13 protein-coding genes are annotated in these 14,582 nt (G+C 59.2%); 9 read left to right on the plus strand and 4 right to left on the minus strand.

The features are described from left to right. Positions 1 to 58: 58 nt before the first annotated feature. From frr to rpsB, 4 genes are all read right to left on the minus strand, one after another. Positions 59 to 616: a ribosome recycling factor gene (gene frr / locus A3730_RS02805; RefSeq protein WP_063537437.1), complete on the minus strand. Its 558-nt coding sequence runs from the start codon at positions 614 to 616 to the stop codon at positions 59 to 61. Between the two features lie 36 nt (positions 617 to 652). Next, a complete protein-coding gene (gene pyrH / locus A3730_RS02810) occupies positions 653 to 1,390 on the minus strand; it encodes a UMP kinase (RefSeq protein WP_063521455.1) in 738 nt (245 codons plus the stop codon). 241 nt (positions 1,391 to 1,631) lie between these two features. Then, positions 1,632 to 2,510 (minus strand): translation elongation factor Ts, encoded by an 879-nt coding sequence (gene tsf, locus A3730_RS02815; RefSeq protein ID WP_007150241.1) that lies wholly within the window; start codon positions 2,508 to 2,510, stop codon positions 1,632 to 1,634. A 66-nt stretch (positions 2,511 to 2,576) separates the two neighbouring features. Beyond that, positions 2,577 to 3,335 (minus strand): 30S ribosomal protein S2, encoded by a 759-nt coding sequence (gene rpsB / locus A3730_RS02820; protein WP_039925878.1) that lies wholly within the window; start codon positions 3,333 to 3,335, stop codon positions 2,577 to 2,579. Between the two features lie 298 nt (positions 3,336 to 3,633). Between rpsB and map the strand changes: the two genes are divergently transcribed. From map to A3730_RS02865, 9 genes are all read left to right on the plus strand, one after another. Next, positions 3,634 to 4,428: a type I methionyl aminopeptidase gene (gene map, locus A3730_RS02825; protein WP_063520657.1), complete on the plus strand. Its 795-nt coding sequence runs from the start codon at positions 3,634 to 3,636 to the stop codon at positions 4,426 to 4,428. Beyond that, positions 4,429 to 7,101, plus strand: a complete 2,673-nt coding sequence (locus A3730_RS02830; RefSeq protein ID WP_063520658.1) for a [protein-PII] uridylyltransferase — start codon at positions 4,429 to 4,431, stop codon at positions 7,099 to 7,101. It begins immediately after the preceding gene. 4 nt (positions 7,102 to 7,105) lie between these two features. Then, on the plus strand, positions 7,106 to 8,299 hold the full coding sequence (dapC, locus tag A3730_RS02835) for a succinyldiaminopimelate transaminase (protein WP_063520659.1): 1,194 nt from the start codon (positions 7,106 to 7,108) through the stop codon (positions 8,297 to 8,299). Positions 8,300 to 8,395: 96 nt separating this feature from the next. After that, positions 8,396 to 8,743 (plus strand): ArsC family reductase, encoded by a 348-nt coding sequence (locus tag A3730_RS02840; protein ID WP_063520670.1) that lies wholly within the window; start codon positions 8,396 to 8,398, stop codon positions 8,741 to 8,743. A gap of 88 nt (positions 8,744 to 8,831) precedes the next feature. Beyond that, positions 8,832 to 9,866, plus strand: coding sequence for a 2,3,4,5-tetrahydropyridine-2,6-dicarboxylate N-succinyltransferase (gene dapD / locus A3730_RS02845; RefSeq protein WP_063520660.1), 1,035 nt, complete (start codon positions 8,832 to 8,834; stop codon positions 9,864 to 9,866). 161 nt (positions 9,867 to 10,027) lie between these two features. Next, on the plus strand, positions 10,028 to 11,161 hold the full coding sequence (gene dapE / locus A3730_RS02850) for a succinyl-diaminopimelate desuccinylase (protein ID WP_063520661.1): 1,134 nt from the start codon (positions 10,028 to 10,030) through the stop codon (positions 11,159 to 11,161). Positions 11,162 to 11,290: 129 nt separating this feature from the next. After that, positions 11,291 to 11,491 (plus strand): DUF1656 domain-containing protein, encoded by a 201-nt coding sequence (locus A3730_RS02855; RefSeq protein ID WP_063520662.1) that lies wholly within the window; start codon positions 11,291 to 11,293, stop codon positions 11,489 to 11,491. An 18-nt stretch (positions 11,492 to 11,509) separates the two neighbouring features. Further along, on the plus strand, positions 11,510 to 12,388 hold the full coding sequence (locus tag A3730_RS02860; protein WP_063520663.1) for an HlyD family secretion protein: 879 nt from the start codon (positions 11,510 to 11,512) through the stop codon (positions 12,386 to 12,388). A gap of 10 nt (positions 12,389 to 12,398) precedes the next feature. After that, positions 12,399 to 14,495, plus strand: a complete 2,097-nt coding sequence (locus A3730_RS02865; protein WP_063520664.1) for an FUSC family protein — start codon at positions 12,399 to 12,401, stop codon at positions 14,493 to 14,495. Positions 14,496 to 14,582: the final 87 nt, after the last annotated feature.

Raw genomic sequence — 14,582 nt, forward strand, 5'->3', positions numbered from 1 at the left:
AAAAACGGGCTGACGCGCAGCCCGAAATGTCAGTCAGATTACCGTTCGCAAGCCGCGATTAAACGGTCATCAATTCCTCTTCTTTCTCTTTCAGAACATTTTCCACTTCCGCCACCATTTTATCGGTGAGCTGCTGGATCTGTTCTTCGCCACGGCGCTGCTCATCCTCGGAAATTTCTTTTTCCTTGAGTAGCTCTTTCAGGTCGCTGTTGGCGTCACGGCGAATGTTGCGAATAGAGACACGAGCCTGTTCAGCTTCTGCGCGCACCACCTTCACCAGATCCTTGCGGGTTTCCTCGGTCAGCGGCGGCAGCGGTAAACGAATCAGGGTGCCGGACGTGGACGGGTTCAGGCCCAGATCGGACATCAGGATGGCACGTTCGATCTGCGGAATCATTGACTTGTCGAACGGCGAAACCGTCAGCGTTCTGCCTTCTTCCACCGAGATATTACCCATCTGGTTGAGCGGCGTCTCAGCGCCATAATACTCAATGGTAATATTGTCCAGCAGGCTGGGATGTGCCCGACCGGTCCGCACCCGTTTCATGGCTGAATCCAGTGCCTCAAGACTCTTTTTCATGCGGCTTTGCGCATCACTGCGAATATCGTCAATCACCGTTATTCCTCGCTCTATCAGCGGTATCGCCAGCGCTTACTGCGCGGCTTCCACCAGGGTACCTTCATTACCGCCCAGCATCAGATTGAGCAGGGCACCCTTCTTGTTCATATCAAAAACACGCAACGGCATGGCATGGTCGCGGCACAGACAAATAGCCGTCAGATCCATGACACCCAGCTTTTTATCCAGCACCTCATCATAGGTCAAGGTGTCGTATTTGACCGCATCCGGGTTTTTCACCGGATCATCATTATAGACCCCATCCACCTTGGTGGCCTTCAATACCACATCGGCACTGATTTCAATGCCGCGCAAGCAGGCAGCAGAGTCGGTGGTAAAGAAGGGATTGCCGGTACCGGCACAGAAGATCACCACTTCACCGTTTTTCAGGTGGCGATTGGCATTGCGATGATCATAGTGCTCCACCACACCACTCATGGGGATCGCCGACATCAGGCGAGTGCGGATATTGGAGCGCTCCAGGGCATCGCGCAGGGCCAGGCCATTCATCACCGTGGCCAGCATGCCCATATGGTCCCCGGCGACCCGGTCCAGGCCGGCGCTCTGCAGCGCCGCGCCACGAAACAGATTACCACCGCCAACAACCAGGCCGACCTGAACGCCGATGCCAACCAATTGGCCGATTTCCAGGGAAATGGCATCCAGTACCTTCGGGTCGATACCGAACCCCTCTTCACCCGCCAGCGCCTCACCACTCAGCTTGAGCAGAATACGGTTATAGCGCGGTGAGCGCTCCTTGTTCGTCGGCATGTCTTTCTCTCCACCACTCATACGAAACCGCCACCCATGAATAACCCGCCATCGTCATCATTTTTACCGGCCCAGGCCGGCCTTTCACTGCATTCAAACGCACGAGCCTGTGCTGCATAGCACAGTACCGCCCCGCACGATGGTTGCAAGCGCTTTTCACTTTCTGCCGTTCAACAGGCGAAAAAAACGCCCTGCTAGTCAAGCCAGCAAGGCGCCCTTTTGCACATCGAACTCGCGAGCCTTAGCCTTTGGCCGCAGCTTCCACTTCGGCCGCGAAGTCGACTTCTTCTTTCTCGATACCTTCGCCGACAACCAGACGCTCGAAAGCGACGATTTCAGCACCGGCCGCTTTAACCAGCGCACCGACAGTGGTATTCGGATCTTTCACGAACGGCTGGTCCAGCAAGCTCACTTCTTTCAGGAACTTGTTGATACGGCCGCCGAGCATTTTCTCAACGATCTCAGCCGGCTTGCCTTCCATATCAGGCTGGGCGCGGATGATCTCTTTCTCTTTTTCCAGCACTTCAGCGGGAACCTGATCGCCACTGATGACCATCGGGTTAACCGCCGCCACGTGCATGGCAACATCTTTACCCAGCTCGGCATCGCCACCTTTCAGGGCAACGAGAACACCGATACGGCCGCCGTGAACGTAAGCGCCAATGGCACCTTCCGCTTCCAGCTTGGCAGCACGACGGATCTGGATGTTTTCACCGATTTTCTGAACCAGCGCCTGACGGGCCTGTTCAACGGTCGCCCCGTCGTCCAGAGTCAGTTCGCCAATCTTGGCGGCGTCGGTTTCACCTGCGGCCAGAGCAGCGCCAGCTACTTTGTCACAGAAGCCCAGGAAGTTTTCATCACGGGCAACGAAATCGGTTTCGGAGTTGATTTCCACCATCACGCTAACGGTGTTTGCGTCGTTGGTAGCAATCACCACACCGCCTTCAGCAGCGGTGCGGCCGGCTTTCTTGGCCGCTTTGGCCTGGCCGGATTTACGCATATCGTCGATGGCTTTTTCGATATCGCCATCTGCTTCAACCAGCGCCTTCTTGCACTCCATCATGCCAAGACCGGTACGCTCACGAAGCTCTTTAACCATTGCAGCAGTAACAGCAGCCATGATTATCCTCTTAACTTTGGTATGTTTCGGTAAAGCGGGCGAGCCAGCGGCTCGCCCACCGATAGATTAACCTTCGGCTTTTTCGCCCTGGGCTTCATCTGCTACCTCGACGAACTCGCTCTCGCCACCGGTCTGGTTCTGGGCGTACTGCTTGCCTTCCAGAATCACGTCAGCTGCGGCTTTCACATACAGCTGAATGGCGCGGATTGCGTCGTCGTTGCCGGGAATGACGTAATCAACGCCGTCCGGGTTGGAGTTGGTATCAACCACTGCAACAACCGGGATCCCCAGCTTGCGAGCTTCCTGCAGCGCGATGTCTTCGTGATCCACGTCGATCACGAACAGTGCGTCAGGCAGGCCGCCCATGTCCTTGATACCACCGATAGAACGCTCGAGCTTGTCCATCTCGCGCTTGCGCATCAGGGCTTCTTTCTTGGTCAGTTTGTCAAAAGTGCCATCCTGGAACTGGGCTTCCAGCTCACGATAACGCTTGATGGACTGACGAATGGTTTTCCAGTTGGTTAGCATGCCGCCCAACCAACGGTGATCCACATAGGGCATACCGCAACGCTGGGCTTCTTCGCTCACCGCTTTCTGCGCCGCACGCTTGGTACCAACAAACAGGATCTTGTTGTTGCTGGCCGCCAGCTTGTTCAGGAACGCCATGGCGTCGTTGAACAGGGGCAGGGTCTGCTCCAGGTTGATGATGTGAATCTTGTTGCGGGCGCCGAAGATGTAAGCATTCATCTTCGGATTCCAGTAACGGGTTTGGTGACCGAAGTGCACGCCCGCTTTCAGCATATCGCGCATAGTTACGCTAGACATTGTTAGTACTCCACTTTGGGTTAGGCCTCCACGCCCCCGCATAAACCCAACCAAATCGGTCCAACTTACAGACCAGAAGGCACCCAGGGCTATGTGACGGGGCATGTGTGATTTCCTTCCCCACTCATCGGCGGTTACAATGCGACACCGTCGTCTGTTGACCGACGCAGAGCGGGAAAGCGCGCGCTTTATACCACAGCCGCCCCTCACAGGCAACGCAAAGGTGTCTACCCGGCCCAAAATGCTTTGCCCAAGCCCCGCCCAACTCACTGAAAAAGCAGGAGTTTCCCCAAGCCTCATGAATGTCGTCATTAAAACCCCCGAGCAAATCGAGCAAATGCGTGAAGCGGGCAAGCTGGCCGCCGAAGTCCTGGAAATGATCGGCGAGTACGTCAAACCGGGGGTCACCACCGAGGAACTGGACCGCATCTGCCACGACCATATCGTCAACAAACAGCAGGCGATTCCTGCGCCTCTGGGCTATGGCGGCGCCCCCGGTCGCATGCCCTTCCCCAAATCGGTATGCACCTCGGTGAACCATGTGGTCTGCCACGGCATTCCCAGCGACCGCAAAGCCCTGAAAACAGGCGATATCGTCAATATCGATGTCACTGTCATCAAGAACGGCTGGCATGGCGACACCTCGAAGATGTTTTACGTGGGCGAGCCCTCTGTGCTGGCCCGCCGGCTGGTGGAAACTACCCGCGAATGCATGTTGGCCGGTATTCGCATGGTCCGGCCCGGCATACAGCTCGGCGACATTGGTCATCGGATTCAAAAAATGGCCGAGGGCGAACGCTTCTCTGTGGTCCGCGAATACTGCGGTCACGGCATCGGCGAGGGCTTCCATGAAGAACCCCAGGTGGTGCACTACGGCAAGCCTGGCACGGGTCTTGAATTACAGGAAGGCATGGTGTTCACCATCGAACCCATGATCAACGCCGGCAAAGCCGCCAATAAACTGCTGCCCGACGCCTGGACCGTGGTCACCAAAGACCGCAAGTTGTCCGCGCAGTGGGAGCACACCATCGCGGTCACCGCCGATGGCTATGAAGTACTCACCGCCCGCAGCGAAGAAACGGACCTCTATTAAGTGTCATTGCTACCCGCAATATCCCAGGACTCCCTGCTCGACGCCTTGCAGGAAAGCGCCCAGCCGGGCCAATACGCCCGCCAGTATCTGGCCCAGGGCCAGGAGCGGCTGAATCAGACCTTTGAGGCCACCGACATTACCGAGCTGGTCCAGACAAGAGCCACAATGGTGGACCAGGTGATGATCGCAGCCTGGTCCCTGTTTGGTCTGTCCGACCGCGATGACGTAGCGCTGGTGGCTGTCGGCGGCTACGGCCGCGGGGAATTGCACCCCTGCTCCGATGTGGATCTGCTGGTGCTGCTCGCCGACACCCCGGAACAGGCGCTGTGCGACAACCTTGAGCGGTTCGTGGCCTTTCTTTGGGATATGGGCCTGGAAATCGGCCATGCGGTGCGCACCCTGGACGAATGCGTGGAGCTGGCGCGGGAAGACATTACCGTGGCCACCAATATCATGGAAGCGCGCACTCTCGCCGGCAACGACACCCTGCGCGGGCAGCTGGAAGACCGCACCGGCCCGGAGCACATGTGGGATTCTGCCGCCTTCTTCGCCGCCAAATGGGAAGAACAGACCGCCCGACACAAGCGCTTCAATGACACCGAATACAATCTCGAACCCGACCTGAAAAATGCCCCGGGCGGCCTGCGCGACGTGCAAATGATCGCTTGGGTCGCCAAGCGTCACTTCAACGCCGACAGCCTGGAAGCCCTGGTCAGCGACGGCTTCCTTACCCCGGAAGAATACGGCGTGCTGCGCAAATGCCTGGATTACCTCTGGGAAGTGCGCTGGCAGCTGCATGTCCAGACCGAGCGCAACGAAAACCGCCTGTTGTTCGATCACCAGCGCCAGCTTGCGGACCGGCTGGGCCATGAAGATTCCAGTGCCAACCTGGCAGTGGAACATTTCATGAAAGGCTTCTACCGGGTGGCCCTGGCCCTGTCCGTGCTCAACGAAATGCTGCTGCAGCTATTTGATGAAGTCATTCTGCGCAGCGACACCCAGGAGCAGGTACGCCCGCTCAATCGCCGTTTCCAGGTGCGCAACGATTACCTGGAAATCAGCAACCCGGAAGTGTTCGAGCATCACCCCAGCGCCCTGCTGGAGGCCTTTGTGCTGATGGCCCAGAACCCGGACCTGAAAGGCATTCGCGCCTCCACCGTCCGCGCGCTGATCTACAATCGCCGCCAGATCGACGACGCCTTCCGTAACAACCCGGTCAACACAGACCTGTTCATGCAGCTGTTGCGCAGCCCCCATGCCCTGTTCTCCCAGCTGCGCCGCATGAAACGCTACGGCATCCTGGGCAAGTACCTTCCGGAATTCGGCGGCATCATCGGCATGATGCAGTACGACCTCTTCCATATTTACACCGTGGATGCCCACACCCTGCTGGTGATCAAGAACATGCGCCGGCTGCGCTACGAAGACCTGCGCGAAGAATTCCCGCTGGCCAGCGAAGTGTTCTATCGCCTGCCCAAGCCCGAGTTGCTGTACGCCTCCGGCCTCTATCACGATATCGCCAAGGGCCGCGGTGGCGACCATTCCGAACTCGGCGCGGACGATGCCATCGCTTTCTGCCAACGCCACGGTCTCACCGCCTGGGACGGCAAGCTGGTGGCCTGGCTGGTACGCAACCACCTGACCATGAGCGTCACCGCCCAACGCAAGGACATCTCCGATCCGGACGTGGTCTACGATTTTGCCCGCAAGGTGGGCGATCTGGTGCACCTGGATTATCTCTACGTGCTCACCGTGGCCGACATCAACGCCACCAACCCGACCCTGTGGAATTCCTGGCGCGCCTCCCTGTTACGTCAGCTGTACACCGAAACCAAGCGCGCCCTGCGCCGTGGCCTGAACAACCCGGTGGAAAAACAGGACTGGATCGACGAAACCCGCGACGCTGCCCTGCGCCTGCTCACAGACCGCGACCACGACGGCGCCAAAATCGAAGCACTGTGGAGCAACATCGGCGACGAATACTTCCTGCGGGAAACCCCACGGGATATTTCCTGGCACACCGAAGCGCTGCTCGACCGGGAAGACCCGGACGATCCGCTGGTACTGATTCGCGAATCGAGCCAGAGCGTGCTGGCCGGCGGATCGCAGATCTTTATTTACACTCCGGACACCCGCAACCTGTTCAGCGCCACCGTGAACGCCCTGGACAGCCTGGGCCTGACCATCATGGACGCGCGCATTATCACCAGCGCGGACGGCTTCAGCCTGGACACCTACATCGTGCTCGATGAGCACGGCACGCCTATCGGCGAAGACTGGGCGCGCATCGAGCAAATCCGCAAGACGCTCACCGAAACCCTGAAGCACCCGGACCGTTATGCCACCACGGTGAGCCGCCGCATGCCCCGGCGCAACAAACACTTTGATGTGCCCACCCAGGTAGTGATCAGCAACGACATCGTCAACGACCGTACCGCCGTGGACATCCAGACCCTGGACCGCCCCGGCCTGCTGGCTCATATCGGGCGCATCTTCATGCGCTTCGAGATTCTGGTGCAGAATGCCCGCATTGCCACCCTGGGCGAACGCGCCGAAGACGTTTTCTTCATTACCGACCTTGATGGCGAGCCGGTTTCCGACCCGACGTTGTGCCAGGAACTGCAGCAGACCCTCAAGCAAGAACTCGACGACAAGAACAACGGAAACACCTGACCCTATGAACCCAGATCTGGAACGGTTGCACCCCTACCCGTTTGAAAAATTGAAGACCCTGTTCAGCGGCTTGCCCCAATCGGACAAGTCGCCCATTGCCCTGTCCATCGGCGAGCCCAAACACCCGTCGCCGGATTTTGTGCAGCAGGTATTAAAAGACTCCACCGCGCGGCTAGCCAACTACCCGACCACCGCCGGTATCCCGGAATTGAGTGAGGCCATCGGCCAGTGGCTCAAGCGCCGCTTTCACCTGCAAGATATCGACCCGGCCAGCCAGGTGTTGCCGGTAAACGGCACCCGGGAAGCCCTGTTTTCCTTTACCCAGGCGGTGGTGGATCGCCAGCGCCAGCCGCTGGTGCTGATGCCCAATCCCTTCTACCAGATTTACGAAGGCGCCACGCTGTTGGCCGGTGGCGAGCCCATGTACCTGCCTTGCACCGACGCCACAGGCCTACAACCGGACTTCGATGCGGTCAGTGAAGACACCTGGACCCGTACCCAGCTGCTGTTTATTTGTACCCCGGGCAACCCTACCGGGGCCACGCTCAGCAAGGCCCAGCTCAAGGCCCTGATTCAGCTGGCGGATAAGTACGATTTTGTTATCGCCTCAGACGAATGCTATTCGGAAATCTATCGCGACACCCCTCCCACCGGGCTGCTGGAAGCCTGCGCCGAGATGGGCCGTCACGACTACCGCCGTTGCGTGGTCTTCCACTCCCTGTCCAAGCGCTCCAATCTGCCCGGGCTGCGCTCCGGTTTTGCCGCCGGCGACAGCGAAGTGCTGCAACGGTTTCTGCGTTACCGCACCTATCACGGTTGTGCCATGCCCATTCATCACCAGCTGGCCAGCATCGCCGCCTGGAATGACGAAAAACATGTACAAACCAACCGGGCACTGTATCGGGAAAAATTCGACGCAGTACTGGACATTCTTGGCGGCCCCCTTAAGGTATCCGCCCCGGCAGCGGGCTTCTATTTGTGGCCTAAAACGCCCATCAGTGACGAAGCTTTCGCCCAGCGTTTGCAGGCCGAACACAACGTCACCGTGTTACCCGGCCGCTATTTATCACGCACCATCAATGGTAAAAACCCGGGGGAAAACCGGGTACGCATGGCGCTGGTGGCCCCGCTGGAGGAATGTATTGAAGGCGCCCAGCGGATCAAGGCGTTGCTGGATGAGTTACAAGATGAAAGTTAAACGTTGAAAAGCGCGAGACAGGCTGAAGCAGGAATAATAACCGTGCCCGCGTTTCAACTTTGAACTTTGAACTTTCAACTGCTTTATAGGTTTTCCATGGAACTGACCGTCTTCGGTATCAAGAACTGCGATACCATGAAGAAAGCCATGAAATGGCTGGATGACAACGGCGTGGCCTATCACTTTCACGACTACAAGAAAGAAGGCGTGCCGGAACAACGATTACGCCAATGGCTGGAAGCCCTGGGTTGGGAAACCGTGATCAACAAACGCGGCACCACTTGGCGCAAACTGGACGATGCTGTCAAGGAATCCATGAACACGGAGAAATCCGTCAATCTGGCCATGGAAAATGCGTCTGTCATCAAGCGCCCGATTTTGCAAAGCAACGATTTCATTCTCGCCGGCTTCAAGGCCGACGAGTGGGAAACCACATTGAAATAACGCCGGACGCCCAACGCCGGATGCCCGACACTACCGATCAACGTCCGGCTTCAGGCACAAGGCCTCCAGCTCGACGTCAGGAGACATCATGAGTAATTTTTTCGCCATCGCACTGGGTTGCGGCACCAAGAACCGTAACGACAACTGGCTCGAAGTCTTTTACCCGGATCCGGCTCTTAACCCGGACGCCAAGCTGATCGACGTGATTCGCGACGAGCTGGATTACCAGGGCGGCAACGCAGCCATGGAGCTGACCCACCGCCAGGTTCAGCATATTGCCCGCGAATGGCGTGACGCCGGTTTTGAGCACGAAGCCAGCTATGCCGTTGCGTTTCAGGAATCCGATCGCCCGGTGGTGCTGACTGTGCTGGAAACAGACGCCGAGCCTGCCACCACCCCGGAAGCCTATCTCAAGCTGCACTTGATCTCGCACCGCCTGGTGAAACCCCACGGCGTTAACCTGTCCGGCATGTTCCCGCTGCTGCCCAACGTGGCCTGGACCAATGAAGGTGCCGTGGACCTGGAAGAGCTGCCCGAGCGTCAACTGCTGGCCCGCCTGAACGGCAAGGTGCTGGAAGTGAACAGCGTGGACAAGTTCCCCAAGATGACCGACTACGTGGTGCCCGCCGGCGTGCGTATCGCCGATACCTCACGGGTTCGCCTGGGCGCTTATGTGGGCGAAGGCACCACCATCATGCACGAAGGCTTCATCAACTTTAACGCCGGCACTGAAGGCCCGGGCATGATCGAAGGCCGCATCTCCGCTGGCGTGTTTGTGGGCAAAGGCTCCGACATCGGCGGTGGCGCGTCCACCATGGGCACCCTGTCCGGCGGCGGCAACATCATCATTTCCCTGGGCGAAGGCTGCCTGCTGGGCGCCAATGCCGGCACCGGCATTCCGCTGGGCGATCGCTGCACCATCGAAGCCGGCCTGTACATCACCTCCGGCTCCAAGGTGCAACTGCTGGACGACAAGGGCGAAATTGCCAACACAGTGAAAGCCCGCGACCTGGCTGGCCAATCCGACCTGCTGTTCCGTCGTGACACCCTCAGCGGTGCCGTGCAGTGCCTCACCAACAAGAGCGCCATTGCCCTGAACGAAGAGCTGCATAAGCATAACTAACGCAACACGCGGTACGCTTCACGCAACACGCCGGCGTGTCCGCATAATCTCTGTAGGAGCACCTCTCGAGGTGCGAACCAGCCACCGGGGTTCTCCCAAACCGGTTCGCACCTCGAGAGGTGCTCCTACAGCGGCTTCGAATCACCGATACTGGAATACCCATGTCCCGCACCCTCGACTACACCAAGGAACTCATCCGCCGCGCGTCCGTCACGCCTGAAGACGAAGGCTGTCAGGACTGGATGATCGAAAAGCTCGAAGCGCTGGGATTCGAATGTGAAACCCTGTGGTTCGGGGAAGTGCGCAACCTGTGGGCCCGTCGCGGCAAGCAGGGGCCGGTATTCGCTTTCGCCGGCCATACCGATGTGGTGCCCACCGGCGACGTCGCCACCTGGAAATACGATCCGTTCACCCCCACCGAGGAAGGCGACCTGCTGTACGGGCGCGGGACCGCCGACATGAAAGGCTCCATCGCCGCCATGATGGTGGCCATGGAAGACTTTATCGCCGCCCACCCGGACCATAACGGCAGCCTGGCTTTTCTGATCACCGCCGACGAAGAAGGGCCATCGGTTAACGGCACCGTCAAGGTGGTGGAACACCTGCAGGCTCGCCAGGAACACATGGATTACTGTCTGGTTGGGGAGCCGTCATCCACCAACATTGTCGGTGACGTGATCAAGAACGGTCGCCGGGGCTCGCTGGGCGCCAGGCTCACCGTAAAAGGCATCCAGGGCCATGTGGCCTACCCGCATCTGGCCCGCAACCCGGTACATGATGTGGCCCCGGCACTGGCGGAACTGGCAACCACCGAGTGGGATCAGGGTAACGATTTTTTTCCTGCCACCAGTTTCCAGATTTCCAACATCAACGGCGGCACCGGTGCCACCAACGTGATTCCCGGCACCTGCGAAATCATTTTCAATTTCCGTTTCTCCACTGAGCTCACCGACGCCATTCTGCGCGAGCGCACCGGAGCCATCTTTGACAAACATGGCCTGGACTATGATCTGCAATGGACCCTGTCCGGCCAGCCGTTTCTCACCGACCGCGGCGCTCTGGTGGACGCGGCCGTCAATGCCATCCGCGATGTCACCGAGCTGGACACCGAACTGTCCACCGCCGGCGGCACCAGCGATGGCCGCTTTATCGCCCCCACCGGCACGCAAGTGGTGGAGCTGGGCCCCACCAACGCCACCATCCACAAGGTGGACGAGCACACCAGCATCAGCGAACTGGACACCCTGACGCAGATCTATCAGCGGCTGCTCCAGCACCTGATGACCTCAGTATAAATATCCCCGGCGCTTCTGCCTGAATGCCCTGACCCAAAACGTGGACGTATCAGGCAGGCGCAGCAGCCTGCTACAAATTCAGGCAAACTGCCCCTACTATAAAAGCTCCATCACGGATCGGAAGGCACCATGTGGCTGCATGAAATCCCCGTGGGCGGCATGCTGTTCAGCCCCATGGTATTACTGGTGCTGCTGGCACTGGCGCTTACCCTGATGACTTACCTGCTGCTGAGACAGCTGGGCTGGCATCGCCAAGTCTGGAAAGGTGCCTGGTTCTACCTTTCCCTGTTCGTCTGTTTTGTTGCTCTTTCACTGCGGCTATTGAGCTGACTGACACAAGGACGCGCCATGCAACAATCGCTTCGAATTCTGGTCACCGTCGTTCTGGTCATCCTGGCCCTGATCGCCGGCAACTGGGTATGGAACTACTACCTTTACGCGCCCTGGACCCGGGACGGCAAAGTGCGGGCAGAAATCATCACCCTGTCGCCAGATGTCTCCGGCTGGGTCCGTGAACTCAACATTGAAGACAATCAGAGCGTCAGCCAGGGCGACCCGCTGTTCCGCATCGATGACACCCGCTACCAGGCCGCGTTGGCCAAGGCCGACGCCCAGCTGCTCTACCAGCAGGAAGCCCTGCGCCTTGCCCAGCACCAGTATCAGCGCCGCCAGGAGCTGCACCGCAGCAGCAATAACAGCATCAGCAAGGAAGCCCTGGAGAGCGCCAGCATTCAGGCTCAACTGGCCAAAGCCAATGTAGCCCTGGCCAAGGCCGAACGAGACAGCGCCAACATCAATCTTGAGCGCACTCGCATTCATGCCCCGGCGGACGGCACCATCGTCAACCTGACCCTGCAGCAAGGCAATTTTGTCAATCAGGGCAGCCCGGTGGTTTCCATGGTCAAAGCCGACAGTTTCTATGTCACCGGTTATTTCGAGGAAACCAAATTGCCACTGGTGCACGTGGGTCAGGACGCCTCCGTGATCCTCATGAATGGCTCGCGCACCCTGCAGGGAAAAGTCACCAGCGTGGGTCAGGCCATCGCCAATGCCAACACCCAGACCGACCGGCAGCTGCTCCCGCAGGTACAGCAGACCTTCAACTGGGTGCGGCTGGCCCAGCGCATTCCGGTGCACATCGAACTGGAGTCAATCCCTGATGACATCCTGCTGGCCGCCGGCATGACCGCCACCGTGCGCCTGCACGACGCACCCACCACGCAATGATTGACCTGCCATGACTTTGCCGCCCCGCCTGGCTGTCATTCTCACACCGGAGCGCCATTCCGTGCTCTTTGCGCTCAAGGGCATTATTGCCATGAGCCTGGCGCTTTACCTGGCAATGCTCATGCAGCTTGAGCGGCCCTACTGGGCGCTTATTTCTGCGGTGTTTCTGCAGGTCCGGCCGGAAACCGGCCTGGTGATTGAAAAGGGCCTGTGCCAGATCGGCGGCACACTGGTGGGCGGCGCCATGGGTCTGTTGATCCTGGCCACCTTGCTGCCCTACCCGTTCATGGCACTGTTGGCCCTGACCCTGTGGATCGGCCTCAATGCGGCGGCTTCTGCCTGGGTACGGCAAGCCAATTTCATTTATGGCTTTGCCATGGCCGGCATCACTGCAACGCTGATTGTGGTGATCTCCATCGCCAACCCCACCACGACCTCCAGCGTTGGCATTTTTCATGTGGCCAATGCCCGTGTTAGCGAAATTATTGTCGGCGCGGTTTGCGCAACCCTGGTCAGCAACCTGCTGTGGCCTGCCCGCGTCAGCCACCTGCTGCAGAAGCACGCCCGTGGCGCCCTCAACCAAACCCTTGCCTACCTGGAACTGGAACTCAATCCGGCAGGCACCCACTCCCAGCGCCACATTCAGGTAGACACCCTGCTGCAAAGCATTTTCCCGCTGAGTGATGACAGCAGCGCCGTCCTCTACGAAGGCGCCCAGGGCCCGGGAAGGGCCCGCGCTGCCACCGTTATCTGCCACAAGACCCTGTCGTTGATCGCCCGCATCCGGGTCATCGGCCGCCTGATGCGCAACCACAGTGACTTGCTGACACCCGCCCTGCAGGACATGCTCGAATCGCTGCGCCAATCCTTCAAACGCATGCGCGAAACCCAGTCCGCCGAAGACGCCATGGAAGAAGTACAGCGTCTGCGCCAGCAATTACGAACCGCCAGCGGCGAACAGGACGACGACGCCTCCCCGCTGCAACGACGCTTTTTCCAGGTCGCCCTGAACCTGACCGCCGACATTATTCTCGCTCTGGAAGCCAACCGCGCCCTGCATTTCAGCAAGGACATGCAACTGCGCCCGCAGGGTCTCAAACCCTACCGTGACCTGCAGATCGCCGCCGCCGTGGGGATTCGCAGCGCCCTGGTATTCATGATTGCTGCCGGACTGTGGATCGGCACAGCCAGCCCCATGGCCATCATGTTGATGATCATGCCGGTGATCTTCACCATCCTGTTTGCCCGCCTGCCCGAACCGGATGTGGTGCTGCGCCGGGCCACCATCACCTCAGTGCTCGCGGCACCCGTTGCCCTGTTTTTCACCCTGCCCCTGCTGGCCCTGAGCAACGGTGACTTTCCGTTACTGATCCTGATTCTTGGCGCACCGCTGTTCGTGGCGCTACTGGCCATCAGCAATCCGACCACCCTGGCCTACGGCCTGGGGTTCTGCACTCCGTACATCATCCTGGTGCAGCCCGGTAACGCCATGGATTTTGATGTGGCCCGCGTAGCCAGCAACGGCCTGGCCATTACCGGTGGTATCTTTATCGCCTACATGATGTTCAGGCTGATTACGCCCCCCAATGGCCCGGGCCTGCGCCGGCGGCTGATTCGCGGTACCGCCCAGGACCTGGCGATGATTGGCCATCATCGCCACCGTATTAACGAAGAAGGCTTCAACGCCCGCATGGCAGATCGTCTTCGCTGGCTCACTATCTGTGACAAGGCCCTGCCCGAAGAACGCCGTCACTTTACCGATCTGGGGCTGACCGGCCTCAACCTGGGCCAGGTTTCCCTATGGGTACAAGGACGTATCAATACCCAGTCGTCCCCCGCACTGCAAGACAGCGCAGCACGGTGGCAGCAGTCCCTGGCGGATGCCTACCAGGCCTGCGCCCGAGGGCATTGCGATGACCGTTTTCGCGCCGACTCCGAACGCCTGAAAACCGCCATGGCCGAGGCCGGCAACATGGAGCAGCGGAACCAGGAACTGATTGCCGGGGCCGTGGAACGCATCGCCCTGACCTTCGAGCGGATGGCCGCGCGCCTCGCCGGGACCGCAGAGCTGGATGCCCCAGCTGCGAACACGTCAGGTAGCCGCTAGCCGGAGCGCCCTAAATTCCTGTCGACAGGCCCTAGCCAGCGTGTTTACTCTATGTTTCCCTAACGCCCCGAATAGCCTGCGGGCCGC

This window comes from Alcanivorax sp. HI0044 (assembly GCF_001634945.1).

Excerpts from the sequence above, each read along its gene's own strand:
- pyrH (WP_063521455.1), bottom strand. The coding sequence starts at position 1,390 with ATGCCGACGAACAAGGAGCGCTCACCGCGCTATAACCGTATTCTGCTC.
- tsf (WP_007150241.1), bottom strand. The coding sequence starts at position 2,510 with ATGGCTGCTGTTACTGCTGCAATGGTTAAAGAGCTTCGTGAGCGTACC.
- rpsB (WP_039925878.1), bottom strand. The coding sequence starts at position 3,335 with ATGTCTAGCGTAACTATGCGCGATATGCTGAAAGCGGGCGTGCACTTC.
- map (WP_063520657.1), top strand. The coding sequence starts at position 3,634 with ATGAATGTCGTCATTAAAACCCCCGAGCAAATCGAGCAAATGCGTGAA.
- dapC (WP_063520659.1), top strand. The coding sequence starts at position 7,106 with ATGAACCCAGATCTGGAACGGTTGCACCCCTACCCGTTTGAAAAATTG.
- A3730_RS02840 (WP_063520670.1), top strand. The coding sequence starts at position 8,396 with ATGGAACTGACCGTCTTCGGTATCAAGAACTGCGATACCATGAAGAAA.
- dapD (WP_063520660.1), top strand. The coding sequence starts at position 8,832 with ATGAGTAATTTTTTCGCCATCGCACTGGGTTGCGGCACCAAGAACCGT.
- dapE (WP_063520661.1), top strand. The coding sequence starts at position 10,028 with ATGTCCCGCACCCTCGACTACACCAAGGAACTCATCCGCCGCGCGTCC.
- A3730_RS02855 (WP_063520662.1), top strand. The coding sequence starts at position 11,291 with ATGTGGCTGCATGAAATCCCCGTGGGCGGCATGCTGTTCAGCCCCATG.
- A3730_RS02860 (WP_063520663.1), top strand. The coding sequence starts at position 11,510 with ATGCAACAATCGCTTCGAATTCTGGTCACCGTCGTTCTGGTCATCCTG.
- A3730_RS02865 (WP_063520664.1), top strand. The coding sequence starts at position 12,399 with ATGACTTTGCCGCCCCGCCTGGCTGTCATTCTCACACCGGAGCGCCAT.